General features: G+C 71.9%; 22 protein-coding genes, 1 other RNA gene and 1 pseudogene. 12 read left to right on the forward strand and 12 right to left on the reverse strand.

Annotation, left to right across the window (positions count from 1 at the left end; all coding sequences use genetic code 11):
• The first annotated feature begins 1 nt into the window (after position 1).
• Both EJG53_RS29345 and EJG53_RS29350 read left to right on the forward strand, forming a co-directional pair.
• Positions 2-1,195, forward strand: coding sequence for a bifunctional RNase H/acid phosphatase (locus EJG53_RS29345; RefSeq protein WP_125047413.1), 1,194 nt, complete (start codon positions 2-4; stop codon positions 1,193-1,195).
• A gap of 340 nt (positions 1,196-1,535) precedes the next feature.
• Positions 1,536-3,587 carry an alkyl/aryl-sulfatase gene (locus EJG53_RS29350; protein ID WP_125047414.1) on the forward strand — a complete coding sequence of 684 codons (2,052 nt, stop codon included), beginning with the start codon at positions 1,536-1,538 and terminating at the stop codon, positions 3,585-3,587.
• Positions 3,588-3,629: 42 nt separating this feature from the next.
• Here EJG53_RS29350 and eda read toward each other — a convergent pair whose 3' ends face one another.
• Together eda and yaaA are read right to left on the reverse strand one after the other, a co-directional pair.
• Positions 3,630-4,283, reverse strand: coding sequence for a bifunctional 4-hydroxy-2-oxoglutarate aldolase/2-dehydro-3-deoxy-phosphogluconate aldolase (eda, locus tag EJG53_RS29355; RefSeq protein WP_125047415.1), 654 nt, complete (start codon positions 4,281-4,283; stop codon positions 3,630-3,632).
• A 76-nt stretch (positions 4,284-4,359) separates the two neighbouring features.
• On the reverse strand, positions 4,360-5,157 hold the full coding sequence (gene yaaA / locus EJG53_RS29360; protein ID WP_125047416.1) for a peroxide stress protein YaaA: 798 nt from the start codon (positions 5,155-5,157) through the stop codon (positions 4,360-4,362).
• 147 nt (positions 5,158-5,304) lie between these two features.
• Here yaaA and EJG53_RS29365 point away from each other — a divergent pair, with 147 nt between their 5' ends.
• Positions 5,305-6,768: an RNB domain-containing ribonuclease gene (locus EJG53_RS29365; RefSeq protein WP_125047417.1), complete on the forward strand. Its 1,464-nt coding sequence runs from the start codon at positions 5,305-5,307 to the stop codon at positions 6,766-6,768.
• A 32-nt stretch (positions 6,769-6,800) separates the two neighbouring features.
• Here EJG53_RS29365 and EJG53_RS29370 read toward each other — a convergent pair whose 3' ends face one another.
• The gene (locus EJG53_RS29370; RefSeq protein WP_307721702.1) at positions 6,801-7,478 is read right to left on the reverse strand and encodes a hypothetical protein; all 678 of its coding nucleotides are present in this window, start codon (positions 7,476-7,478) and stop codon (positions 6,801-6,803) included.
• A 103-nt stretch (positions 7,479-7,581) separates the two neighbouring features.
• On the opposite strand from EJG53_RS29370, the gene rnpB reads away from it, so the two are divergent.
• Positions 7,582-7,982: RNase P RNA component class A (rnpB, locus tag EJG53_RS29375), an RNA gene on the forward strand.
• 64 nt (positions 7,983-8,046) lie between these two features.
• On the opposite strand, the gene EJG53_RS29380 is transcribed toward rnpB, so the two are convergent.
• Both EJG53_RS29380 and EJG53_RS42850 read right to left on the reverse strand, forming a co-directional pair.
• Positions 8,047-8,877: a methyltransferase domain-containing protein gene (locus EJG53_RS29380; protein WP_307721703.1), complete on the reverse strand. Its 831-nt coding sequence runs from the start codon at positions 8,875-8,877 to the stop codon at positions 8,047-8,049.
• A 573-nt stretch (positions 8,878-9,450) separates the two neighbouring features.
• Positions 9,451-9,840: a hypothetical protein gene (locus tag EJG53_RS42850; RefSeq protein WP_244955393.1), complete on the reverse strand. Its 390-nt coding sequence runs from the start codon at positions 9,838-9,840 to the stop codon at positions 9,451-9,453.
• A gap of 186 nt (positions 9,841-10,026) precedes the next feature.
• Here EJG53_RS42850 and EJG53_RS29395 point away from each other — a divergent pair, with 186 nt between their 5' ends.
• From EJG53_RS29395 to EJG53_RS29410, 4 genes are all read left to right on the forward strand, one after another.
• On the forward strand, positions 10,027-10,866 hold the full coding sequence (locus tag EJG53_RS29395; protein WP_125047418.1) for a helix-turn-helix domain-containing protein: 840 nt from the start codon (positions 10,027-10,029) through the stop codon (positions 10,864-10,866).
• Entirely contained in the window at positions 10,863-11,078 is a 216-nt protein-coding gene (locus tag EJG53_RS29400; protein ID WP_125047419.1) for a DUF397 domain-containing protein, read from the forward strand. The genes EJG53_RS29395 and EJG53_RS29400 overlap by 4 nt, the downstream gene beginning before the upstream one ends.
• Positions 11,079-11,229: 151 nt before the next feature.
• On the forward strand, positions 11,230-11,430 hold the full coding sequence (locus EJG53_RS29405; RefSeq protein WP_125047420.1) for a DUF397 domain-containing protein: 201 nt from the start codon (positions 11,230-11,232) through the stop codon (positions 11,428-11,430).
• 145 nt (positions 11,431-11,575) lie between these two features.
• Positions 11,576-12,076, forward strand: coding sequence for a peptidylprolyl isomerase (locus EJG53_RS29410; RefSeq protein WP_125047421.1), 501 nt, complete (start codon positions 11,576-11,578; stop codon positions 12,074-12,076).
• Between the two features lie 88 nt (positions 12,077-12,164).
• Here EJG53_RS29410 and EJG53_RS44010 read toward each other — a convergent pair whose 3' ends face one another.
• From EJG53_RS44010 to EJG53_RS29435, 6 genes are all read right to left on the reverse strand, one after another.
• Positions 12,165-12,242, reverse strand: coding sequence for a 50S ribosomal protein bL37 (locus EJG53_RS44010; RefSeq protein WP_370443954.1), 78 nt, complete (start codon positions 12,240-12,242; stop codon positions 12,165-12,167).
• Between the two features lie 178 nt (positions 12,243-12,420).
• Positions 12,421-14,505 carry an ArnT family glycosyltransferase gene (locus EJG53_RS43420; RefSeq protein WP_176602271.1) on the reverse strand — a complete coding sequence of 695 codons (2,085 nt, stop codon included), beginning with the start codon at positions 14,503-14,505 and terminating at the stop codon, positions 12,421-12,423.
• A 218-nt stretch (positions 14,506-14,723) separates the two neighbouring features.
• Positions 14,724-15,611, reverse strand: a complete 888-nt coding sequence (locus EJG53_RS29420; protein ID WP_167515188.1) for an SAM-dependent methyltransferase — start codon at positions 15,609-15,611, stop codon at positions 14,724-14,726.
• A gap of 434 nt (positions 15,612-16,045) precedes the next feature.
• On the reverse strand, positions 16,046-17,179 hold the full coding sequence (locus tag EJG53_RS29425; RefSeq protein WP_125047422.1) for a trypsin-like serine peptidase: 1,134 nt from the start codon (positions 17,177-17,179) through the stop codon (positions 16,046-16,048).
• Positions 17,180-17,368: 189 nt separating this feature from the next.
• Positions 17,369-18,172 carry an SDR family oxidoreductase gene (locus tag EJG53_RS29430; protein WP_125047423.1) on the reverse strand — a complete coding sequence of 268 codons (804 nt, stop codon included), beginning with the start codon at positions 18,170-18,172 and terminating at the stop codon, positions 17,369-17,371.
• A 69-nt stretch (positions 18,173-18,241) separates the two neighbouring features.
• Positions 18,242-19,168: a DUF4429 domain-containing protein gene (locus EJG53_RS29435; protein ID WP_125047424.1), complete on the reverse strand. Its 927-nt coding sequence runs from the start codon at positions 19,166-19,168 to the stop codon at positions 18,242-18,244.
• Between the two features lie 216 nt (positions 19,169-19,384).
• On the opposite strand from EJG53_RS29435, the gene EJG53_RS29440 reads away from it, so the two are divergent.
• The 4 genes from EJG53_RS29440 (at position 19,385) to EJG53_RS29455 (ending at position 24,799) form a co-directional block, all read left to right on the forward strand.
• A complete protein-coding gene (locus EJG53_RS29440) occupies positions 19,385-21,064 on the forward strand; it encodes an alkaline phosphatase D family protein (protein ID WP_244955394.1) in 1,680 nt (559 codons plus the stop codon).
• Between the two features lie 196 nt (positions 21,065-21,260).
• A complete protein-coding gene (locus EJG53_RS29445) occupies positions 21,261-22,580 on the forward strand; it encodes a multidrug effflux MFS transporter (protein ID WP_125047425.1) in 1,320 nt (439 codons plus the stop codon).
• 56 nt (positions 22,581-22,636) lie between these two features.
• Complete coding sequence (locus tag EJG53_RS29450) at positions 22,637-23,782, forward strand: serine hydrolase domain-containing protein (RefSeq protein WP_244955395.1); 1,146 nt, start codon at positions 22,637-22,639, stop codon at positions 23,780-23,782.
• 42 nt (positions 23,783-23,824) lie between these two features.
• The gene (locus tag EJG53_RS29455) at positions 23,825-24,799 is read left to right on the forward strand and encodes a small ribosomal subunit Rsm22 family protein (protein ID WP_125047426.1); all 975 of its coding nucleotides are present in this window, start codon (positions 23,825-23,827) and stop codon (positions 24,797-24,799) included.
• Positions 24,800-24,814: 15 nt separating this feature from the next.
• On the opposite strand, the pseudogene ddaH reads toward EJG53_RS29455, so the two are convergent.
• A pseudogene (ddaH, locus tag EJG53_RS29460) lies at positions 24,815-25,666 on the reverse strand (dimethylargininase); the annotation flags it as partial.
• Positions 25,667-25,697: the final 31 nt, after the last annotated feature.

The following is a 25,697-nucleotide window of genomic DNA, read 5'->3' on the forward strand; positions in this document are numbered from 1 at the left end:
CGTGGCCCGTACGTTCATCGTCGAGGCCGACGGCGGGTCCCGGGGAAACCCGGGGCCCGCGGGCTACGGCGCGGTCGTCATCGACCCGGAGACCGGCGAGACCCTCGCCGAGGCCGCCGAGTACATCGGCACGGCGACCAACAACGTCGCCGAGTACCGGGGGCTGCTGGCCGGCCTGCGCGCCGCGCACGCCCTGGACCCCGAGGCGGACGTCCGGGTGCGGATGGACTCCAAGCTCGTCGTCGAGCAGATGTCCGGGCGCTGGAAGATCAAGCACCCGGACATGCGGCCGCTGGCGGCGGAGGCGCGCAGCGTCTTCCCGCCCTCGCGGGTGACGTACGAGTGGATCCCGCGCGAGGAGAACAAGCACGCCGACCGGCTCGCCAACGAGGCGATGGACGCGGGCAAGGCCGGCCGGCAGTGGGAGCCGAGGGACTCGCGGGCCGAACTGGACGCGGGCGGCCCGGCGCGCAGTGCCGCCGCCCGCGCGGCCGACGCGGCGGCCGAGGCCGCGGAGACCGAGTCGGCCGACGGGCCGAAGACGCCGCCGGCCGGCTGGGCGCCCGCCGACCTGGGCGCGCCGACCACCCTCGTCCTGCTGCGGCACGGCGAGACCGCGCTGACACCGCAGAAGCGGTTCTCCGGCAGCGGCGGCTCCGACCCGGAGCTGTCCGAGGCCGGGCACCGGCAGGCCACTGCGGTCGCCGCCGCGCTCGCGGCCCGGGGCACCGTCCAGGCCGTCGTCAGCTCGCCCCTCAAGCGCTGCCGGCAGACGGCCGAGACCGTCGCGGCCCGCCTCGGCCTGGACGTACGCGTCGACGAGGGCCTGCGCGAGACCGACTTCGGCGCCTGGGAGGGCCTGACCTTCGCCGAGGTCCAGGAGCGCCACCCCGAGGACCTGGCCGCCTGGCTCGGCTCCGCCAAGGCCGCGCCGACCGGCGGCGAGTCCTTCGCCTCGGTCGCCCGCCGCGTCGCCCTCTCCCGCGACAAGCTGCTGGCCCGGTACGCGGGCCGGACGGTGCTGCTGGTCACGCACGTCACCCCGGTCAAGACGCTGGTCCGGCTGGCCCTCGGCGCCCCGCCGGACTCCCTGTTCCGGATGGAGCTCTCCGCCGCGTCACTGTCGGCCGTCGCGTACTACTCCGACGGGAACGCGTCGGTACGGCTGCTGAACGAGACGGCGCATCTGCGCTGACGCAGCGGAGCGTATGCCGCTGAGGCGTCCTTGAGGCGTCCCTGAGGCGTTCCTTGAGGACATCCCCGCCCGCGCGCCCCAGAAGGGCCGCGGGCGGTTTTCCGTATCACCGGTCGGTTTTTTCCGGGCTGTTGCCGGTCTGCCGCCCGTCTTTTCCAGCCCCTTTCATCTGGCGTGATCCCTGCGCTTTTCTCCGGCGCGGGGCCGGTTCCCGCTACTGGCTTGATTGGTTCCTTGTAACCCGTACACCGGTTTCATAACGTCACTCGCAACCACGGCGCTACCAGCGCCTTTCCCCTCGCCACATGCGTGAATTCCGCATGCCTGTACGGAGGTTGGTATGCCCAGCGAGTACACCGAGCCCGTCGAGATTTCCGCGTCCGTCGCGGAGGCCAATCGGAAGGCCGCCGAGCGGCTCCGGGAAGGCGGCTCGCAGGACTTCGAGGACGCGCAGCGGGGGCTGCTGGCGCAGCCGGACGTACCGGCGATCTACTCCCGGTCCGACAGCGGCAAGGTGGTGTGGAGCTTCACCGCGTACGACTTCCTGACCGACGGCGACGAGCAGGCGCCCCCGACCGTCAACCCGAGCCTGTGGCGCCAGGGCCGGCTCACCGCGGTGGCCGGGCTGTTCCAGGTCACCTCCGGCGCCCGCGGCGGCGTCTACCAGGTGCGCGGCTACGACCTGTCCAACATGACGATCATCGAGGGCGACCAGGGCATCATCGTCATCGACCCGCTGGCCTGTTACGAGACCGCGCAGGCCGCCCTGAAGCTGTACCGCGACACCACCGGGAACCGGAACCCGGTCCGCGCGCTGATCTACACCCACAGCCACGTCGACCACTTCGGCGGCGCCCGCGGCCTGTTCGCCGAGCGGAACGACGAGATCCCCGACGGCCTCCCGGTCATCGCGCCCGACGGGTTCCTGGAGCACGCCGTCAGCGAGAACGTCTACGCGGGCCCCGCGATGTCCCGCCGTGCCGAGTACATGTACGCGGCGAACCTGGACAAGGGCCCGTACGCGCAGGTCGGTTCGGGCCTGGGCCTGACCGTCTCCACCGGCGAGGTCACCCTCCTGCCGCCGACCGACTCCATCGGCGCCGCCCAGGCCGTCACCAGCGACGACTGGTCGCCCGCCGACGTCATCCCGTGGCGGGAGGGGCTGCACCGCCGCGTCATCGACGGCGTACGGCTGCTCTTCCAGTTGACGCCCGGCACCGAGGCGCCCGCGGAGATGAACATCTACCTCCCCGAACTGCGCGCCCTGTGCATGGCGGAGAACGCCACCCACAACCAGCACAACATCCTCAGCCTGCGCGGCGCCCAGGTACGGGACGCGCACGCCTGGGCGAAATACCTCACCGACGCGATCCAGACCTTCGGCGAGCACACCGAAATCGAATTCGCCTCGCACCACTGGCCGCGCTGGGGCAAGGAAAGCATCCTCGAATTCCTCAGCAATCAGCGGGACATGTACGCGTACCTCAACGACCAGTCACTGCGGCTCATCAACCGCGGATACACCGGCATCGAGATCGCCGAAGAACTCCAGCACCTTCCGGCCGGTCTCGCCGAACACTGGTACAACCAGGGCTACTACGGCTCGCTCAGCCACAACTTCAAGGCCGTGTACCAGCGGTACATGGGCTGGTTCGACGGAAATCCCGCCCACCTGTGGAACCTGCCGCCGACGGAGGCCGGCACGCGCTACGTGGCGGCGATGGGCGGCGCCGAGGCCGTCGTACGGAAGGCCCAGGAGGCGTACGACAACCCGCAGGCCGATTCGCAGACGTACCGCTGGATCCTCGAACTGCTCAACCACGTCGTCTTCGCCGACCCCGCGACCGTCTCCGAGAAGGCCGTCCAGGACGCCAAGGCCCTCCAGGCCAAGGTCTTCGCCCAGCTCGGCTACGGCGCCGAGAACGGGCCGTGGCGCAACTTCTACCTGACCGGCGCCGAGGAACTGCGCACCGGCCCGCAGCAGCCCACCAGCAAGGGCGCGCCGGACCTGGTCCACAGCATGACCCTGGAGCAGATCTTCGCGGCGATGGCACGCAGCGTGGACGGGCCGAAGGCGGCACAGGAGCAGCGCGCCGCGATCGTCCTCCAGTGGCAGTTCACCGACACCGGCCAGGAGTGCACCACCACGCTGCGCAACGGCGTCCTGGTGTACGTGGACGGCAAGGACCTGTACGCGGGCAAGCCGCAGGCCACCATCTCGCTGACCAGGGCGACGTTCGACTCGCTCGTCCTCGAAGGGCCGCTGTTCCAGCGGAACTTCGACGCGGCGGTCAAGGCGGGCACCATCCGCGTCGACGACCAGGCGGCCGCGGACACGGTCCTCGGCTACCTGACGGTGCCGGACCCGTCGTTCCCGATCGTCACGCCGTAGCGCCTGCCCGGCTTTTAGTGCCCGCCCGGCCGCGTCGCTGTCTCAGCGCAGCGCCGCGGCCTCGCGGGCCAGTCGCTCCACCCGGCCCCAGTCCTTGGCGCGCAGTGCGTCGGCCGGCAGCATCCACGTACCGCCCACGCAGCCCACGTTCGGCAGCGCCAGGTAACCGGGCGCCGAGGCCAGACCGATACCGCCGGTCGGGCAGAACCGGGCCCGGGGGAGCGGCGAGGCGAGCGACTTCAGGTACGCCGTGCCGCCCGCGGCCTCCGCCGGGAAGAACTTCATCTCGGTCACGCCCTCGTCGAGCAGCGTCACCACCTCCGACGCCGTCGAGACACCCGGCAGGAACGGCAGGCCGGTGGCCTTCATCGCGGCCAGCAGCCGCGGCGACCACCCCGGACTGACCAGGAAGCGGGAGCCCGCCGCGACCGCCAGGTCCACGTGTTCGGGGGTCAGGACCGTACCGGCGCCGACGACCGCTTCCGGGACCGTGTCGGCGATGGCGCGTATCGCCTGCGGCGCGGCGGCCGTACGCAGCGTCACCTCGATGGCGGGCAGTCCGCCCGCCACGAGCGCGCGGGCGAGCGGGACGGCGTCGGCCGCGTCGTCGAGGACGACGACCGGGATCACGGGGGCGAGGCCCAGCACGGAGGGCGGGGCGGCGGGGGAGGGGGCAGCGTCAGTCACGGAGCCCATAGTGCGCCCGCCCCACAACATCCGCAACGATCGTTGCGGATGTTGCAACGGAGCGGTTGCCGCCAGAACTGCGCCCCTACAACTCCTTCACCACCACATCGATCGCCCACGCCTTGCCCGCCTTCGCCGGCGCCTCGGCCTCGACCACGTACCCGAGATCGCCCAGCGCCTCGACCAGCTCCGCCGGGCTGTCCGGCGTCCGCCCCGCCGTCAGCAGGTCGCGCACCATCCGCCCCTTCGTCGCCTTGTTGAAGTGGCTGACCACGGACCGCTTCTCCACCCCGTCCACGATCTTCGACTGGAGCACCCGCACCGTCGCCGTACGGCCCGCGACCTCGCCCTTCGGCTTCCAGGCCGTCGCGTACGCCGCCGACCGCAGGTCGAGGACCAGCCCGTCCCCGGCGGCCTCGGGCAGCACCTCGGCCATCGGCGCACGCCAGTACGCGCCCAGCGCGCCCAGGCCCGGCAGCTTGACCCCCATCGAACAGCGGTACGACGGAATCCGGTCGTCCACCCGTACCGCGCCCCACAGCCCCGAGAACACCAGCAGTGACGACTCGGCGAGCCGCCGCGCCTTCGCGTCCAGTGTGGCGAGCCCCAGCGCGTCGTACAGCACGCCCGTGTAGATCTCCCCGGCCGGCCGTGTCCCGGCCTCACGCAGCCCGGCGTTCTTGGCGATCTCACCCTTGAGACCGTCACTCAGCCCCAGGACCTCCTGCGCCTTCGCTTCGTCCGCGGCGCACAGCCCGACCAACTCCTCCAGCACCGCCTCCCGCGCCGGGGTCAGCCCGGCCAGGGACAGCGCCCCCAGGTCCAACGGCTTCCCGCCCCCGGACGCGGCCTTCCCTTCGGACGGCGGCAACAACACGAGCACGCGCTTCTCCTTAGCCTTCTGTGCACTGGCCCCGCCACTTTACGGTTCGCCGCACGGACGGCCCGCCGCCCGAGGGGCCCCGGCGCTCCCTCCCGCCGCATCCCCCCTGACGTGCCCCGGCCCCCCAACCGCCCTACGCTCAAAAGCATGCCCCGCCGCCACCTCCGCGTGACCGCAGCAGCAGAGGCGCCCGTGCGTGCCGCGCTGCGGGAACTGCGGGCGCGGCTGGACATCCCCCAGACGTTCCCGCTCTCCGCGCAGGCCGAGGCGGACAGTGCCGCGCGCTGGCCGCACCCGCCCGCCGACACCGCCGCCACCGACGCGACCGACATCCCGCTGTTCACCGTCGACCCGCCCGGCTCGATGGACCTCGACCAGGCGATGTACCTCTCCCGGCGCCCCGGCGGCGGCTACCGCGTCGACTACGCCATCGCCGACGTGGCCTCCTTCGTCACCCCCGGCGGCGCGCTGGACGCCGAGGCGCACCGCCGTGTGACGACCCTGTACTTCCCCGACGGACACGTTCCGCTGCACCCGCCCGTCCTGGGCGAGGGCGCCGCCAGCCTGCTCCCCGACGAGGACCGCCCCGCCGTCCTGTGGCGGCTCGACCTCGACGCGGACGGCGCGCTGCGCTCGACCGACGTACGCCGTGCCCTCGTCCGCTCGCGCGCCCGCCTCGACTACGAGGGCGTGCAACGCGCCATCGACTCCGGCGCCGCCGAGGAGCCGCTGTCCCTCCTCCGCACGATCGGCCGTCTCCGCGAGGACCAGGAAGTCGCCCGCGGCGGCATCTCCCTCAACGTCCCCGAGCAGGAGATCGTCGAGCACCCGGACGGCTACACCCTCGCCTACCGCGCGCCCCGCCCCGCCGACGCCTGGAACGCCCAGATCTCCCTGCTCACCGGCATGGCCGCGGCCGAGCTGATGCTCTCCTCCGGCACCGGCGTCCTGCGGACGCTCCCCACCGCCCCGGACGGCGCCGTCGCCCGCCTGCGCCGCACCGCCCACGCCCTCGGCGTCGACTGGCCGCCCCACACCTCGTACGCCGCCCTCGTCCGCACCCTCGACCCCACCCGCACCACCCACGCCGCCTTCCTCCAGGACTGCACGGCCCTGCTGCGCGGCGCCGGCTACACCGTCTTCGACGGCGACCCGCCGACTCCCGAACACGCCCGGCACGCAGCCGTCGCCGCCCCGTACGCGCACGTCACCGCGCCGCTGCGGCGCCTCGCCGACCGCTACGGCGCCGAACTGTGCCTGGCCGCGGCGGCGGGCAAGGAACCGCCCGACTGGGTCCGTACGGCACTGCCCGCCCTGCCCGGCGAGATGGCGGAGGGCGGCCACCGGGCCGCCCGTGTCGAGCGGGAGTGCGTCGACCTGGTCGAGGCGGCGCTGATGCAGAACCGGCTCGGCGAGGTCTTCGACGGCTACGTGGTCGACGTCCAGGACGACCGGCCGGACCGGGGCACGGTGCACCTGGAGGACCCGGCGGTGATCGGCCGCCTGGACGGCGGCGAAGAGCTACCGGAACTGCCACTGGGCCACCGCCTGCCCGTCCGCCTCACCGAGGCCGACCCGGGCCGGGCCCCGGTCCGCTTCACACCGGCGTAATCATCCCGCCGGTCCCCGGCCCCCGGCCCGCTTCACACCGGCGTGACCACGCCCCTGCCCTCCTCACCCGCCCCCTCTTCGCGCTCTTCGCGGGAGGCGACCGCCTCCCTGATGGCGGCGACCGCGGCCCGCCCCTCGTCCGCGTGGAAGCGCACGGTACGGGCCTCCACCCGCTGCCCCAGCAGCTTCACGGCCGTGACCGGCTCGGTCAGCTCGACGGTGACGCAGGTCTGCGCCGCCACCGCCATCTCCAGCACACCGTCCCGCTCCCGGGCCTGCCGCCCGGCCGCCTCCGCCTTCGGAAAGCGCAGGTCGTACCGTACGGAAGCGATCCGCTCCAGCGGTATCCACACGTCCAGCAGTGCGCCGTTGCGCACGCGCAGCCCGCCCGGCCCCACGACGTGCGGCCGGGTCACGGCGGCGGCCTGGAAGCCCAGCACCATGGCCAGGGTGTACACGTCCAGCACCAGCATCACCCAGTGCACGACCGGAAACTTCGCGAGCAGAAACGTGACGCCAACCGTCTCCACCAAACACACGAACACAAACCCGTACAGCATCGGCGCCTGTGCCCGCGCATACCCGAGCGCACGCTCCCCGGCCCCCAGACCGTCCCGCCGCCGCGCCACCCACAGGCCCAGACTGGCCATCCACCGCTTCTCGTACGCCAGCAACCGCCGCCCGGTGCTTCCACCGCGTCCCTCGTCCACGTAACGCCCCCTCCCGGTACGTCCCTGCATCCAGTAGAAACGTTGCCGCTACGACAAGGTCAAGCCCCAGCCGGCCGGGAGGTACCATGGTCCGCACGGCGGACGAGCCGGCCGGACGGCCGCGTGGGGATGCACCGCATCCTCCCGAGGAACGTCCGGGCTCCACAGGGCAGGGTGGTGGGTAACGCCCACCCGGGGTGACCCGCGGGACAGTGCCACAGAAAGCAGACCGCCGGTGCCGTAAGGCGCCGGTAAGGGTGAAACGGTGGTGTAAGAGACCACCAGCCTCCGAGGTGACTCGGAGGGCTAGGTAAACCCCACCCGGAGCAAGGTCAAGAGGAAACACCCCGGTGTTTCTGCGCGGACGACCGAGGGCGGCCCGCCCGAGTCCGCGGGTAGACCGCACGAGGCTGCCGGCAACGGCAGCCCTAGATGGATGGCCGTCTCCCGACGGGCCGCAAGGCCCGCCGGCGACAGAACCCGGCGTACAGGCCGACTCGTCCGCCGCCTCAGCAGCAGGAAGGCCCTCCGGCCTGGCGCTTTGCCAGCCCGGAGGGCCTCCCGTCATCTAGGCGATGGTGGCCTTCCACCGCCCCCTGGACAGATGAATGACGCCTTCGGGCGTGATGGTCAGCGGCACACCGTAGACCGGCAGACCGCCCCTGGTGTTGAGGCGGTTGCGAATCCGCTCCAAGACGTCCCACAGGCGTCGGGGGCCGCTCTGGTGGACAGTAGGGGGCTCCCCCTTGCTCCCGGTGGCACGCGCCCACGAGCCGTCCGGATGAACCAGCCACGCCGTACGCCGCCCGTCCTCGCCCTCGCGGTAGGCACACTCCGTCCCCGGGGCCCGCAGCTCCAGCATGGACCGCACCTCCCACGCCTCGTCCACGTCGAGGACCGGGTACCGGCCGGTGCTGACCTCTTCACCGTCCCGGTCGATCCGGTCGGCGAACCGTGACACGACACCGGGCGGGTAGTCCGGGCCGTGGCGGGTGTTCATGAACCCGGCCCAGTCACGTGCTGTGGTCCCGACCGCTCCGCCGTCCTCGGTCTTCCAGGCGGTGACGATCATGGACGTACGGGAGATCACCGTCACCAGCCGACCACCGGTCCGCAAGGCAGTGAGCCAGGACGCGGGAAGGGGATTCACGGACACCATGGAGACGATGCGGTCGAACCGGCCGGGCAGCGGGCCGGTGGCGTCCACCGTGGCGATGGCGGGGTGCAGCCCCATCCGTCCCAGACGCTCGGCGGCGGCCCCGGTCAGGTAGGGGTCCACGTCGACGCTGGTCACCCGCGAACTGCCGAAGCGGTGCGCGAGCAGCGCCGTCGAGTAGCCGGAGCCGGTGCCCACGTCGAGGATGTCCATGCCGTCGTGCAGCCGCCCGTGCCGGAACATCTGGACGACCAGGCTCGGCAGCGTCGCGGAGAGGTGGGCCGCCCCTCGGGGGTCTCACCCGCTTCGGCGTGATCGGCGTGAAGGGCTCCGACGCGCGTGATCTTCGAGCGGTTGGCGTAGGCCGACTGCTCCCACGCCAGGGGGTCGGCAGCCCCGTCCTTGAGATCCCATGCCCCCTCGGGGCTGCGTTCCCACCACCGGGGGATCAGTTCATGGCGGCGGACGCTCGCCACCGGAGCACGCCACCGCGAGTCCGGATCGGTCACCTCGGCAGCCAAGCATGCTGCGGCACGTTGCCATGTCATCCGCCAACTCCCTCAGTCCGTCGGGCCGCAGGCTTCATTCGAGGGGTCGCAGCCCTCGGAGTCGTTGGGCTGGCAGACACCGCACACGCCGCATACTGCTCCCTTCGTGCGCGGGAGGGGGATGCGCTCCACCAGGGCTTGGTCCCGTCCTCTGCCCTCCATGATCTGTGGGGGAGCCATGGCCCTTGCGGCAGAGGACGGGGGTTTTAGTGGGTTCAGCGCCGGATGACGGGGGAGACCCTGGACGCCGCCGCGCTGCCGCTCTCGCTCACGGCTGCTCCCCGGCGGGCTTGGTGTAGACGTTGACCGGCTCTTCCGTGCGCTTCACGAACTTCTTGTGCTCGTACTCGTCCGCGTGGGCGCGAATCCACACATCCAGGTGCAGGCCGCTGTCCCAGGCGTTCGAACGGGCGCCGCACGGAACGCTCTTGACGGACGTGACGCACTCGGCGATGTGCCGTCGGATGCCGGTGATCTGAATGTCTTTGCGCGTGGGCCCGGGGACGGGAGCCGTCATGGCGTTGCCTTCGGTCCGGAGGATGTCGAGGGCAGCGTCACTGCCGCCACTGGTGCGTACGTGGAGCACGCCGTCGCGTCCGCATGTGCGCATGAGCCGGGTGAGGATTTCCCGGTTGGGGCTGGGGTCGGGGTCGATCACTTGAGGTCACCGTTCCTGAGAGCTGTGAGGTACGGCCGGACAAGCGGGCCGTCATTGTGGAGTACCGGAGGCGGATGGGTGCGACTTCGGGGCAAGTTCACTCCTCTCCGTAGTTCCTGCGCTACGGAGAGGTCAAGGCTGGCCTACAGTCGCCCTGTCTTCAACGTTCCGGAAGCGGGGAGAACATTGGTAAACATCAAGCAGTTGAACCCGGAAGCGTCTCCCCGAGCGGCCTACGGTGCGCGCTTGCGCAGCGCGCGGGAGGCGCGCGGGTGGAAGCAGGACGAGTTGGCGGAGCGGATGGACTACTCGGGGAGGCATGTTTCGGCGGTCGAAACAGGTTGCAAACCGCCAACTCTGCGCTTTTCGCGCGCCGTAGACGCCACCTTTGGGCTCGCGGGGACCGCAGAGTCGTTCGAGCGCGCGTGGGCGGAGATCCGGAACGGCAGCTTGCTGGAAGGCTTCCCGGAATACCTGGGGCAGGAAGCCCGGGCAGCGGAGATCCGGCTGTTCGAAGTAGGGGTAATTCCCGGGTTGCTTCAAACGCCGGAGTACGCAAGAGCCTTGGAAGACGGCAACGTACGGCGGGGCACGCTCAGCCCCGAACAAGCAGGTGAGCGAGTCGAGTCCCTGGCGGAGCGGCAGGCGTCTCTGGTGCGGCGCGTGGTCCCCATGGTCATCGTGGTCCTGGATGAGAGCTGCATTCGGCGGTCTATCGGTGGCTCCGCCGTCATGGACGACCAGTTGGCTCGGCTGGTCGAGTTCGCTGACGAGCCGACCACCACTCTTCAGGTGGCTCCTTACGTCATAGGTGAGCGTCGCCCATTCAACCGGCTGGTCAACCTGCTGACCCTGCCTGACCGCTCCGTGGTTTCTTACGTCGAATCGGAAACTCACGGCCGCTTGGACAGGGAACTCACTTCCGTGCTGCCGCTGGTGAGGGCCTACCATCAGCTACAGACCGAAGCGCTCTCGCAGACAGAATCAGTAGCCATGATCCAGAAGGCACGAAAGGGCATCTCGTGACGACAGATCCTCAAACTCTCACCTGGTTCAAGTCCTCCTACAGCGGAAACGGTGGCTCCTGTGTCGAGTGGGCCCCCATGCAGGCCACGGTCACCGGCATAGTTCCGGTTCGTGATTCGAAGGCCCCGAACGGCCCGGTCCTCTCCGTCCCCTCTCGTTCGTTCGCTGAGTTCATCGCGGGCGTCAAGGGTGGCGCGTTTTCCGCTACGTGATGTGGCGCTACCGCCCCACCAGCCCTGAGCCCCGCCCCTCCTTCGCCGGAGCGGTGGGGCTGCATGCGGGGCTGCTGCCCTAGGCCCGTGATTCCTGCGTGGAGTCCGAGACGCACTGCCGTTTGATCGAGTAGGTACGAAAGGGTGCCCAGTGATCAGCGAATCCCCCTGTTGGGTCAAGTCTTCGTACAGTGACAACGGTGGCGACTGCATCGAGGCCGCCACCAACCTCGTCGCCTCACGCGGCGTGGTTCCCATCCGTGACAGCAAGGACCCGGACGGCCCGGTCCTGAGGCTGCACCCCTCCGCTTTCACCGATCTGGTCGAGTTCGCTCGGCGAGCTACCGTCTGACCCGCGCGGCCGACCTGCTCATGCGTCCCGCCACTCCCTCACCGGAGCGGCGGGACGCTTCTTCGTGCCCGGGGCAGGGGCCGACCGACGGCCTGCGTTGACCTGGGGCGTCAGGGCGGGCCGGGGAAGTGGAAGGATGGGCTCCATGAGTTCCAACGTATTTTTCGATATCACCATCAACGGCGACGCCGCCGGCCGCATCGTCTTCAAGCTGTACGACGACGTGGTGCCCAAGACCGCGCGCAACTTCCGGGAGCTGGCCACCGGCGAGCACGGCTTCGGTTACGCGGGGTCGCCCTTCCACCGGGTCATCCCGGAGTTCATGCTGCAGGGCGGCGACTTCACCCGCCGTAACGGTACGGGCGGCAAGAGCATCTACGGCGACCGCTTCGAGGACGAGAACTTCAAGCTGAAGCACGACCGGCCGTTCCTGCTCTCGATGGCCAACGCCGGCAAGAACACCAACGGCTCGCAGTTCTTCATCACGACCGTGGCCACCCCGTGGCTGGACGGCGCGCACGTGGTCTTCGGCGAGGTCGTCGAGGGCTCGGACCTGGTCAAGAAGATCGAGGGGCTGGGCTCCCGCTCCGGCGCCACCTCCGCGAACATCGAGGTGAAGTCCTCGGGCGTCGTGGACGCCGCGTAACGGGTACGCAGCGCCCCGAGACAGCGAAGACCCCCGGGACGGTGTCCTGGGGGTCTTCGCATGTCCGGAGTCCGGCGGGCAGGGCCGCTCAGGACTGGGGACGGCTGCCGTGGTTGGCACCGTTCTTCCGACGTGCCTTCTTCTTACGGCGTCGCTTCGACGACATGGCGTCTCCTCTCCGCAGGGGTTCGCAGGGCTTTCCTCCGCATTTCTACCATTTCATGGCGGTGGCCTGTCCTGCGGTCCCGGGGCCGGATACCCGACTCAGGGGACACCACACGTCTCGTGAGACACATCACGGTGAACGAGGGGAGGAGTGGGAGGGTGCTGGGGGAGGCGAATGGTCAGCGGGGGTGGGTGCAGTCGTAGAGGGGTTCGGGGAGTGAAGGGTCGGCGGCCGCTGCGTACGCCTTTGGGTTGACCTCGGTGCAGGCGGTGCGGACCCAGGCGTTGATCTTGGCTGTCTCGGAGGGGCGGCCGGCCGCGGGGACGGTGGGGTTCAGGAGGGCGAAGCGCAGTTGGCCCGAGGCGACGAGGTGCCGGTACTCGGCGAGGGTGACGGACGTGGCCATCCCGGCGAAGCCGCCCAGGGGGAGGATCGGCAGGCCGGTGTGGGTGATGGCCCGGGAGCGGGCCCAGCCGCCGTCGGCGGAGAGGGTGTACGTGGCGTTGCCGTTGTGCCGCTGTACGTAGTCCAGCAGGCGCTTCTGGGCGGCGGTCAGCGGGGCCGGTGACATGTCGTACGAGGCGCCGCCCGCGCCTCCGTAGACCGCGCTGCCCGGTGCGCCGGCCGAGGCGTTCTGGCCGCCGGGGCCGGCGTGCGCCTCGAAGGAGGAGCCCGCGTACCGCTGGTCCAGTACGGACAGCGACCAGGCCGCCGGGGCGGCGAACAGGGCGACGCAGGTGGTGGCCAGGGCGGTGAGGGCTACGGGGCGCAGGCGGCGGCCGGTGGTGCGGCCGTACGAGAGGAGGGTCGTGATGCTGATGAGCGCTGCGGTGATGATCGTCGGGATGAGCCAGGGGGCGAAGTCGGTGTGGTCGGCGGCGAGGGAGGACACCCAGGCGGCCTGGACGGTGATGGTCAGGGGGAGGAGCAGGCGTGCGGGACGGCTGGTGGCGGTGCGGTGGGTGCGCCACAGGGTGACGGCTCCGGCGGCGGCCAGCGCGGCCAGTGCGGGGGCCAGGCCCGCCACGTACGCGGTGTGCGGGATGTCGATCACGCTCAGGACGACGGCCGTGGTCAGCAGCCAGCCGCCCCACATCAGGTAGCCGCCGCGCAGCCGGTCGGTACGGGGGCGCCTGCCGCGCAGCACCAGGCCGTGGACCAGGCCGATGAGGGCGAGGAGGTACAGCCAGCCGATCTGCGGGGTGAAGCGGGGAGTGAGGAGCTTGTACCAGGTGTTCTTCTCGCTGCCGAGGCTGACCATTTTGCGGTGGGGGCCGGGGGTGCCGGGGGGACCGTTGCGATCGGAGGGTTTTCCGCCGGTGGTGGTGGCTGGGTGGGGGTGCGGTTGTGTGCCTGTGGTGGGTGGGGTGGTGGTGTGGCCGGTGGGGCCTCCGGTTGTGGCGGGGCCTCCGGGGTGACCGCCGGCGCCTCCGGGTTGACCGCCCGGCCCGCTCTGCCCGCCCGGCCCGTTGTCCGCCGGGCGGCTGAAGCCGTTGTACTCGAAGACCATGGACAGCGCGCTGTTGTTCGTCGAGCCGTCAGCGTACGGGCGTACGTCCTTCGGGGTGAAGGTCATCATCAGCACCCACGAGAACGACACCGCGAACAGCACGGCCCCGGCGGTCAGCAGATGGCCGATCCGGGCGCGCGCCGTGACGGGGGCGGTGACCAGGTAGCCGACGGCCAGGGCGGGGACGATGAGCCACGCCTGCATCATCTTGGCCTGGAAGGCCAGCCCCACCCACACGCCGGCCCACACCAGCGAGCGCAGGCGGGCGCCGCGTACGGCGGACTGGTACCGGTCGACGGCCAGCACCAGGCACATGATCAGGGCCGCGTCGGGGATCGGGTGACCGAACAGGGAGGCGGTGACGGGGGTGAGGGTGAGCAGTCCGGCGGCCAGGAGGCCGGTGGCGGGGCCCTGCCAGCGGCGTACGGCGCGGTACAGGACCAGGACGGAGACGACGCCTTCGACGCACTGGGGCAGGGTCAGGGCCCAGTCGTGGAAGCCGAAGAGGCGGGCGGAGAGGGCCTGCGGCCAGAGGAAGCCGCCGATCTTGTCGAGGGTGATGGTGGCGGACGGGTCGTAGGCCGTGAAGAGGAAGGCTTTCCAGCTCTCGGTCATGCTGCGGGCGGCGACCGAGTAGTACGGGGCCAAGCCGCTCGCGGTGATGTTCCACGCGTACAGGAGTGCGGCCAGGGCCGCGACGCCGAGCAGCGCGGGCCGTGCCCAGCGGGGCTGGCCTTCGGGCGAGCGCCACACCTCCCAGCGGCGGCGCGGCCGTAGGCCCGGGGTGGTGTCCGGAGGTAAGGGGGGCGTGCGCTGCGCGGGGGGCGACAGCGGCGCGGCTCGCGTGGGGGAGGCGGCGGAAGGCGGGGAAACGGGCAGGCCGGAGGGCGGTTTGGCGACCATAGGGGGAAGTCAGCTCTCGGGTCGGTGCGGGCGGGGCTGCCAGGCCCGGATCGGATCGGATCAGCCGGTCAGATTTCCGGCTTGCCGAGCAGCAGCAGGTAATAGTCCACGTGGTCCCGGCAGAACGCACGGAACGGTTCCATCAGTGGATCGGTGTGCGCGACGGCCTCTTTTCCGAAACGCTGCTCGATCTCGTCGCGCCGTTCCTGATAAAGCACGTACATCAGCTCGCCGCACAGTGCGACGTTCGCTGTCATGTTCTGTACGCGGACGACACGGAATCCGGCTTCTTCGACCTCTCCGAGAAGGGTGGCGAAGGGGGTGGGCGGCGGGGACGCCCACAGTTGGGTGAATGCCTCGGTCTCCGGGGCGATGTCGGTGCCGCGCCGCGCGAACTCCGTCATCAGCAGATGGCCGCCGGGCCGCAGCACGCGCCGGACCTCGCGCAGTCCGGCGGGCCGGTCGGAGAGGTGCGGGAAGCAGTCGATGGACCAGGCCGCGTCGTACGTGTCGTCCGCGTGGTCGAGCCGCATCACGTCGCCGTACGCGAAGTCGACGCGGCCGTCGAGATCGGTGGCGGCGGTCAGCCGCTCCCCGCAGCGGGCCAGTTGTTCCCGGCTGACGGTGATGCCGGTGACCCGGCCTCCGGTGCGCCGGGCCAGGTGGAGGGCGGGGCCGCCGGTGCCGCAGCCGATGTCGAGCAGGCGGGGGTCCGGCGGCAGGCCCTCGGCCAGGATGTCCGCGAGGAACTCGGTCTGCCGGTCCTGGGCGAGGTCGGACAGCCCGAGGAGGGTGGTGGCCGCGGTCCGTTCGCCGTGTGGGACGAACATGCCGACGTGCAGGGCGCTGCGGCCGAGCACCATGGCGAGCAGGTCGCCGAACCGGTCGTACATCGCGCCGACTTCTTCGGGGGCGGGCGCCGGGCCGCTGCTCGCACTGCTGTCGGTCACTGCCATGGAAGTCCCCTCGGCGACGGATGGTCGGGCAAGGAATCAGTGAGCAGGAAGTGCACTTCTGCTCGGTGGACGCTAGCACCGAATTGCCCGGAGTGGGGGTCTTCCATTCCGCAAGGGAAAAAATCGGACAGTGGAGGGCGGTGGCGGGTGGGGAATGCGTGATCCCTTCGGGGTGCTCCGGCGATAAGGCGGCTGGTGGACGGGGGTTGATGAGTTTTTGATGAGAAGGACATGAAAAGCGTGAGAATGGCGCCGGGGGCATACCGATTTCTGCATAACGTGTGCGTGAATTGTCGGGCAGCCCCGGAAAGGAGAGCTCCGGGGAACAACCCCGTGCGGTGCCTGCCGTCCGGAGGGGCGGCCGCTGGGCGTACCCCTCCGGACGGCGTGTGTGACGGCCCTCCTCGGTTCAGAGGACGGGCCGGGCGGTCCGGTCAGCTCGACTGCGCCTCGTCGTAGAGGTTCTCGGCGTCGTCACCGAAGTACGGCCCGAACATGGTGTTCGGCAGGAAGGTGTAGCCGAAGCTGTTCACCGAGGACTGCAGACCGGTGCCGCTCGCCTCGTCGAACGAGGTGAACCAGGGACCGCCGCTGGAGCCGCCGGTCATGTTGCAGGACAGGCCGTGGTCCGTGGAGAACAGCGGGTCCTTGATGGTGTTGCCGCTGCAGTAGATGAGTTTGCTGCCGTCGTACGGCGCGGCGGCGGGGTAACCGAAGGCGTACATCGGCTTGTTGTAGCCGGTGTTGAAGGCGAGGCCCTGGCCGCCGACGACGTCGGTCAGCCGCTGCCCGCCGACCGGGGCGACGACCGCGGCGCCGATGTCGTAGTTGATGTTCTCGCTCGCCGTCCACTGCGGTGTGGCGAGGGTCTTGGCGGCGGCCCACTTGCCGTACGGGGCCTGGCCGTCGTGGTAGCCGGGCACGAAGACCCAGTCACCGTGCCAGGCGCCGTTGAGCTTCACACAGTGCCCGGCGGTGAGCACCGTGCTCTTGTTCGCGCTGGTGACGGCGTTGCCCGAACAGGAGGCGGTACGGCCCTGGTACGTGAAGAACACCCGTCCCGCGGTGTTCGTCACGGCGCCGCCACCGGTCCACGCGGCGCCCGCCTGCGGGAACGACTTGAGGGCCGGGGCCGACGCGGGGGTGGATGTGGTGGTGGCGGGGAGGGTGGGGCGTACGGTGCGTTCGGAGCCGCGTCGGGCGGGTGAGGTGGCCGGGGTCGCGTTCCGTGTGCTGCCGGATCGTTTCTCCGCCGTCGCGGATCGGCTCTTCGCAGTGGCGGGCTGTTTCGCCGCGGCGGCCGACCGCTTCGTGGGCCCGTCGGTCCCGGCCGACAACAGGTCCAGCGGGGTGGCCTCGCGCATTCGCTCCGCCGTCCAGAAGTCGGCCACGGAAGAGGGCGTACCCGTACGGGCCGGGGTCGAGGCCGCGTCCGTGCCGGCCGCGCCCGCCGCACCGGTCTGGAGAGCCGAGACGAGCAGGGCGCCGGCGGCGGTCAGGGCGCAGGCGACGGCACGGGACGCGCCGCGCCGACGGGTGCCGGGGGAGGTGCTGACGTTTCGTCTCACGCGGGACTCCTTCTGCAAGGCCGCGTGGTGGCGAACCGCGCGGCCGTGGACTACATGGCCGCGGGGTCCGCGGCCCGGCAGATGAGCGGTGCGGATGGACGTGCGTCAGGAAGAGTCCCACCGGACGCGCCGTCTGTCAGGAGCGCGTCGCGCCGAAGTCCGGACGGCGGGGCGGTGGACGGGCGGCCGTCAGCCGCGGCCGATGTACGGCATGGCCGTCGCCATCACCGTCGCGAACTGCACGTTCGCGCCCAGCGGCAGTTGCGCCATGTGCAGGACGGTACGGGCCACGTCGGCCGCGTCCATCACGGGTTCGGCCGCGGTGGTGCCGTCGGCCTGGAGGATGCCCGTCTGCATCCGTCCGGTCATCTCGGTCGCCGCGTTGCCGATGTCGATCTGTCCACAGGCGATGTCGTACGGACGCCCGTCCAGCGAGAGCGACTTGGTCAGGCCGGTCATGGCGTGCTTGGTGGCGGTGTACGCGACGGAGTGCGGACGTGGCGTGTGTGCGGAGACGGAGCCGTTGTTGATGATGCGGCCGCCGCGCGGGTCCTGTTCCTTCATGGCGCGGAAGGCGGCCTGGGCGCAGAGGAAGGCGCCGGTGAGGTTGGTGTCGACGACCGTACGCCAGTCGTCGTACGCCAGTTCCTCCAGCGGTACGGGCGGGCCGAACGTTCCGGCGTTGTTGAAGAGCAGGTCCAGCCGGCCGAAGCGGGCACGGGAGGCGGCGAAGAGGGCGTCCACCTGGTCGGGGCGGGTCACGTCGGCCGGGACGCACAGGGCGGCGGGGCCCTCGGGGCCGTCGCCGCTCCGCCCCGCCAGACGCGCGGTCTCCTTGAGTGCGTCGGCGCGCCGTCCGGCGAGCACCACCGACCAGCCGGCTCCGGCGAGGGCCAGGGCGACGGCCCGGCCGATGCCGGAACCGGCGCCGGTGATCAGGGCGGTCGGCGCGGGCGGGGGAGTGGTTCCGGGGCGGGTCTCGGGTGTCGTCATGGCGGCAGGGTAAGGCGCGGTCCGCATGCCCGTGGGGGCGGGCTCGCGGAGCCGCTGCGGACGAACCGTTCATCCCGCCCCGTGAAAGCCCTTGAGCACCGCTGCCTTGGCCGTGGCGAACTCCTCGGCGGTCAGGATGCCGTCCCGGTGGAGTTCGCCGAGTTCGCGCAGGCGGCGGAGCAGGACGTCGGCGTCCTGGCCGCCGCCTTGGGGGCCCGGGTCCGACGCGGTCTGAAGGGCCGGCGCGGGCTGCGTCGCGGCCACCGGGCCCGCCGCCGTCGGTGCGGAACCGCCCGACGGGTGCGGCAGCCGTGCCGCGACCGCCGCCGCGAGCAGCGCGGTGCGGCCGCTCTCCTTCTTGAAGCCCCACAGCTCGATGGCGTTCGGGTCGTGCTCCGGCTTGAGCTTCGCCGTCATGCCCTTCGGGCGGAAGCGCAGATAGCCGGACTCCAGCCCGGAGGCGGGCCGCCAGTCGACCCCGGCCAGGTCGGCGAGGGCGAAGTCCCGCGCGCCCGCGTGCTTCTTGCTCTCGCTGGTGGTCCAGCGCCAGTCGATGCGCACCCGCTCCCCGTCGAAGGTCGCCACGCCGTCCACGCCCGCGGCGGACAGCGGCACGGCGGGGCCCGGCAGCAGGTAGCGGTCGGTGGGGCCGGTCACCACCTGGTCGAGGAGCAGGGACTGGCGCACCTCGTCGGCGAAGTACTCGGCGACGCCGGTACGGTCCGGGTCCACGCTCACCTGGTAGGGGTTGGCGTCGTCCGGCAGGCTGCCGCCGGTGACGTACAGCAGCGGGTCGGCGCCGTCCCGCAGCCGCAGGCGCAACCGGCCGCCCTTGCGGGCCGGTTCGTACGCGATGCCCGCCAGCGCCTCCAGGGGGACGGAGGTCTCGCCGAGGTCCTGCCGCAGCCGGTGCACGCCCCGTTCCTGCCCCGGCACGATCCACACCCGGTCGCCGTCGAAGGACCACGTGCCGTCGCGCACCATCAGTTCAGCCATGTCCCGAATCCTACGGAAGCGCCGCTCCAGCGGCGGAGGCTGCGCCCGGCGAGCCCGGGGCCGCCGGGCCGCCGGGCCGCGCCGTGATTGTCCGTGGGCGTCCGATACGGGCGCAGACATCATCCGGTTGTCATGTGTGCTTCGAACCGGCGACAGCGGAACGCCCTCGTTCGCCCCTCCAATCGCTGGTGACAACACCAGTCCAGGGAGGGGCAGATGGCCCGTCAAGGTCAGTACGAGCAGGACGCGCGGCCCGAGCAGGAGCCCCAGGGCGCCCCGCACACGCAGGAGCTGCGGGCCGCCGCCGCACAGCTCGCCCGGCGCCGCTTCCTCACCGGTACCGGGGCCGCCGCGGCGCTGGCCTTCGCGGCCAACCTGCCGGGCACCGGCGTCGCGTACGCCGCGGCCGAGGCCGACGCCCGCAAGATCACCGAGAACCCCTTCACGCTCGGGGTGGCCTCCGGCGACCCGCTGCCCGGCTCCGTAGTGCTGTGGACCCGGCTCGCCCCGAAGCCGTACGAGCCGGGCAGCGGCATGCCCAAGGCCCGCGTGACGGTGCGCTGGGAGGTCGGGTACGACGAGAAGTTCCGGCGGCTGGCGGGGCGCGGGCGGGCCGAGGCGCACCCGGAGTTCAACCACGCGGTGCACATCGAGGCCACCGGCCTCGCCCCGGACCGCGTCTACTACTACCGCTTCCGGGCCGGGAACTGGATCAGCCCGGTCGGCCGCACCCGTACCGCCCCCGCGCGCGGCGCGAAGAACAACGAGCTGCGGCTGGGCGTCGTCTCCTGCCAGGCGTACCACGACGGCTACTACACGGCCCACCGGCACCTGGCCAAGGAGGACCTGGACGTGGTCTTCCACCTCGGCGACTACCTGTATGAGTACCCGGTGGACGCCGTCGGCGGCGCCCGCAAGTACACCGACCGCAAGCTGCCCGCGCGCTTCAACCGCGAGACGGTGACGCTGGAGGACTACCGGCTGCGGTACGCGCTCTACAAGTCCGACCCCGACCTCCAGGCCGCGCACGCCGCGCACCCGTTCATCGTCACCTGGGACGACCACGAGGTCGAGAACAACTACGCGGACGACATCAGCGAGAACAACGCCCCCAAGGGCGAGTTCCTGCTGCGCCGGGCCGCGGCCTACCGCGCGTACTGGGAGAACCAGCCGCTGCGCCGCCCGCAGCGCCCCAACGGGCCGGACGCCCAGCTCTACCGCCGCGTGCACTTCGGGCAGCTCGCTCAGTTCGACGTGCTGGACACCCGCCAGTACCGCTCCGACCAGGCGTACGGCGACGGCTGGCGTACCCCGGGCCCCGAGTCCACCGACCCCAGGCGCACCCTGACCGGCGCGAAGCAGGAACGCTGGCTCGTCGACGGCTGGCGCTCCTCCTCGGCGCTGTGGAACGTACTGCCGCAGCAGGTCACCTTCGCCGAGCGGCGCAACGCCACCGGCCCCGGCTACAAGCTCAGCATGGACTCCTGGGACGGCTATCAGGCCTCCCGGGAGCGGGTGCTGAAGGGCGCGGAGGCGGCGGGCGTGGACAATCTCGTCGTGCTGACCGGCGACGTGCACGTGCACTACGCGTTCGACATCAAGCGGGACTTCCGGGACGAGAAGTCGCGGACCGCGGGCGTGGAGTTCGTGACCACCTCGATCGCCAGCGGCGAGGACGGGGCGGACAAGCCGGCCAACTGGGGCACCTACATGGCGGCCAACCCGCACATGAAGTTCTACAACGGCCGGCGCGGCTATGTGACCGTCACGCTGGATCGGGAGAAGGCGCGGGCCGACTTCCGTACGGTGGCGAAGGTGACGAAGCCCGGGGCGCCGGTGATCACGGCCGGGTCGTTCGTGTCCGAGGCGGGCGATCCGGGGCTGAAGCCGGCCTGAGGTCCGTACCGCCTGGGCCCCTGATATCATCGGGGGCGCTGATACGGCCCGGGGCCCACTGATCTCCGTACCACCGGCGGCCCGATCCGGGTCCTAGGACCCTGGCCCCCCGCCCAAGGTCCTGTCCGAAAGGGCGCGGGGGCCCGTTCCGTGCATGACACCATGGTCAAGCCATCAATCATCCATGGAGACACTCATGACGGACCCCGGCACCGGTACGACGGAGCCCCAGGACAGCGTTCCGATAGCCGAGCGGGACGTGGCGGCGCCGCCCGCCGCGTCCCGCCGTACCAGCCTGCTGGTCACCCTCGTCCTCGGTGGCCTGACCGCGGTGCCCCCGCTCTCCATGGACATGTACCTGCCGGCCCTGCCGGAGGTCACCGAAGCGCTGCACAGCCCGGCCGCCACCGTCCAGCTCACCCTGACCACTTGCCTCGCGGGCATGGCCCTGGGGCAGATGGTCGTCGGCCCGATGAGCGACAAGTGGGGCCGCCGCCGGCCGCTGCTCGCCGGCATGGTGATCTACGTGATCGCCACCGCGCTGTGCGCCCTGGCCACCAACGCCGAGCTGCTCATCGCCTTCCGCCTGCTCCAGGGCCTGGCGGGCGCGGCCGGCATCGTCATCGCGCGGGCCGTGGTGCGCGACCTGTACGACGGCGTGGCGATGGCCCGGTTCTTCTCCACCCTGATGCTGATCTCCGGCGTCGCCCCCGTCGTCGCGCCGCTGATCGGCGGGCAGATCCTCCAGGTCACCGACTGGCGCGGCGTCTTCGTCGTGCTCACCGTCGTCGGCGTGCTGCTCACCCTGCTGGTCTGGCGCCGTCTGCATGAGACGCTGCCGCCCGAGCGGCGGCACTCCGGCGGCCTCGGCGAGGCCCTGCACACCATGCGCGGCCTGCTCGCCGACCGCGCCTTCTCCGGCTACCTGATCGTCGGCGCGTTCGCCTTCGCCGCGCTGTTCGCGTACATCTCGGCCTCGCCGTTCGTGATCCAGGAGATCTACGGCGCCTCCCCGCAGACCTTCAGCCTGCTGTTCGGCGTCAACTCCGTGGGGCTGGTCCTGGTCGGCCAGATCAACGGCAAGGTGCTGGTCGGACGGGTCAGCCTGGACGTGGTGCTGGGCATCGGGCTGGGCCTGATCACGGCCGCCGCGACCGTGCTGCTGCTGATGGCCGGCGGTGTCTTCGGCGACGTCGGGCTGTGGCCGATGGCCGCCGGACTGTTCGTCCTGATGTCCGCGATGGGCCTGGTCATGCCGTCGGCCAACACCAAGGCGCTGCTGCGCTCGGGGCACGCGGCGGGCTCCGCCTCGGCGCTGCTGGGCACCTCCACCTTCCTGCTCGGCTCCGTCGCCTCGCCGCTGGTCGGCATCGCGGGCGAGCACACCGCCGTACCGATGGCCGTGGTCCAGCTCTCCTGCGGCGTACTGGCGCTGCTGAGCTTCCTGGGAATGTGCCGCCCGTGGCAGCGTAGGGAGGAGACCGCCACCGGGACCGGCGAGAGGACCAAACTCTGAACGCGACCGGACTGCGACACGGCACCCCCGCCGCCGCGGGGCTGGACCCCGCCTGGATGCGGCGCCTGGTCCACGGGGTGCGGGAGGCGACCGAGGGGCCCGCGCCCTGGTGCGCGGGTGCCGTGGTGCTCGCCGGGCGCGGCCCGGTGGTCGCCGCCGAGGAGGCGGCGGGCTGGGCGCTGCGCTACGCGGGGTACGACCCCGAGGGCGACCGGGGGGTGGAGCTGCCCCGGGAGCACCGGGAGCCGATGCGCGTCGGCACCGTCTTCGACCTGGCCTCGCTGACCAAGCTGTGCACCGCGATCGTGGCGGTCCAGCAGGCCGAGCGGGGCCGGCTGGACCTGGACGCCGCGGCCGGCCGCTGGCTGCCCGGCTTCGCCGCCGGCATCACCGTCCGCGGCCTGCTCACCCACACCTCGGGCCTGCGCCCGGAGCTGCCGTTCTACGAGCGCCGGGGGCGCGCGGCCCAACTGGAGCTGCTGTGGGAGGAAGCGGCGGCGCCCGCCACGCCGCCCGGCAGCACGTACCGCTACTCCGACCTCAACCTCATCGCCCTCCAGCTCATCCTGGAACGGCTCACCGGCCTGCGCCTCGACGCCCTCGTGGCGCGCGGGATCACCGGCCCGCTGGGCATGTCCAGCACGGCGTACGGGCCGCTGGCCCCGGCGGGCGTGGCCGCGACCGAGGACCAGCGGCGGCCGTGGGCCAAGGCCGACCGGGGCATGGTGCGCGGCGCGGTGCACGACGAGAACGCGTGGGCGCTGGGCGGCGTCGCCGGGCACGCGGGCCTGTTCTCGACGGCGCAGGATCTGGCGGTGCTGTGCCGGACGCTGCTCTGCGGTGGCGCGTACGGCCGGGAGCGCATCCTCAGCGCGGAGTCGGTGGCGCTGCTGCTGGACCCGCCGGGCCTCGGCTTCGGCGTGGACCAGCCGTACTTCATGGGCGAGCTGGCGGGGCGTGGCGCGGCCGGGCACACCGGGTTCACCGGCACGAGCCTGGTGCTGGACCGGGCGACCGACACGTTCCTGGTGCTGCTGGCCAACACCGTCCACCCGCGGCGGCGCGAGGCGGGCAGCGCGCCGCGGGCGGCCGCCGCGACCCGGCTGGCGCGGGCGGTACGGGCCGGCGGCGGACCGCCGGGCGCCGGACGGGGCGGCCCGGGGCGGCTCCCGGCCGGTCCGGGGCGTACCGGCCCGCCGTGAGACGGGTCCGGGCGACCGCCGAAGCCCCGTAAAATGGCCGGAATGCACGACGAACTGCGCGCCGCACTGGCCGGCCTGCTCGACGGCCTGCCGCCCACGCAGGCCGCGCGGGCCGTCGACCGGCTGATCGCCAACTACCGGGGCCGGACACCGACCGACGCCCCGGTCCTCAGGGACCGCGCGGATGTCGCCGCGTACGCCGCCTACCGGATGCCCGCGACCTTCGAGGCCGTACGGCACGCGCTGGACGCCTTCGCGGCACGGCTGCCGGACTGGGCACCCGCCTCCCACGTGGACATCGGCGGCGGCACCGGCGCTGCGACCTGGGCGGTCGCGGCCACCTGGGACGGCCACCGCACGACCGTGTACGACTGGGCCGAACCGGCGCTGGAGCTGGGCCGCGAGCTGGCCGACGGCGTCCTGCCGGACACCGACTGGCAGCGCCGGGTCATCGGCGCGGGCATGACGGTCCCGGAGGGCACGGACCTGGTCACCGTCTCGTACGTGCTCGGCGAGCTGCGCCCGGAGGACCGCCGCGCGGTCGTCACGGCGGCGGCCGGCGCACGGGCCGCCGTACTGATCGAACCCGGCACCCCGGACGGCTACCTGCGCATCCGCGAGGCCCGTGAGCAGTTGACCGACGCCGGTCTGCGGGTCGTCGCGCCCTGCCCGCACAGCGGGATGTGCCCGATCGTGCCGGGCGAGGACTGGTGCCACATGGCCGCCCGGGTGACCCGCTCCTCGCTGCACCGCCAGGTCAAGGGCGGCTCGCTGCCGTACGAGGACGAGAAGTTCAGCTATGTCGCGGCGGTGCGGCCGGACGCGGTGGACGGCGCGGCGGCCGTCCCCGCCCCGGCGCGGATCGTCCGCAAGCCCCAGCTCCGCAAGGGGCAGGTCCTGCTGGACCTGTGCACGGAGGAGGGGCTGCGGCGCGACACGGTCACCAAGCGGCACGGCGACCGCTACAAGGCGGGCCGGGACGCTGAATGGGGCGACGCCTGGGAGCGGCCGGCCTGACGGGCGGCCCGGGCGTCAGGCCGGCCGTAGCTCCTGCGTGCAGCACTTGACGCTGCCGCCGCCCTTGAGCAGTTCGGTCAGGTCCAGGCCGATGGGCTCGTACCCGCGCTCGCGCAGCGGCGCGAAGAGCCCCACCGCGGCCTGCGGCAGCAGGACGTGCCGCCCGTCGCTGACCGCGTTCAGCCCGCACGCCTCCGCGTCCGCGTGCGTGGCGATCAGGGCGTCCGGGAAGAGCCGGGCCAGCACGGCCCGGCTGCCCGCCGAGAAGGCGCCCGGGTAGTACATGACCTCGGAGTCCGTCGCGTCGTCCAGCACGCACAGGGCCATGTCGAGGTGGTAGTAGCGCGGGTCGACCAGGTCCAGGCCGATCACCGGGCGGCCGAAGTACTCCTGCGCCTCGGCGTGCGACAGCGGGCTGCTGCGGAAGCCGCGCCCGGCCAGCAGCCAGGACGCGGTGACCGCGAAGTCGCCCTCCGCCTCGTTGACGTTCTCCGGCTCGCGGACCTCGGTGAAGCCGTGCTCCCGGAACCACGCGGCGTGCACGGCGGCCTCGCCGCGGCGCTCCTCGAAGGCGAACCGCGCGCCGAGCACCCGGCCGTCCACGACGGTGGCGCCGTTCGCGGTGTAGACCATGTCCGGCAGGTCGGGGCGGGGCCGCAGCTCCTCGACGGTGTGGCCGAGCGCGCGGTAGCGGTCGCGCAGCACCTCCCACTGGGCCAGCGCCAGCGGCAGATCGACGGGTTTGTCCGGGTCCATCCAGGGGTTGATGGAGTAGCTGACCTTGAAGTGGGCCGGCGGGCACATCAGGTAGCGCCGGATCCGGGCGCTGCGTCGGGCTGTACGCAAGGAAGGCTCCTCACGGTGGTGGGACGCGGAGGCGTACGAGGTGGGTACGCGC

Origin of the sequence: Streptomyces chrestomyceticus JCM 4735 (genome assembly GCF_003865135.1) — a bacterium.
Classification (GTDB): Bacteria; Actinomycetota; Actinomycetes; order Streptomycetales; family Streptomycetaceae; genus Streptomyces; species Streptomyces chrestomyceticus.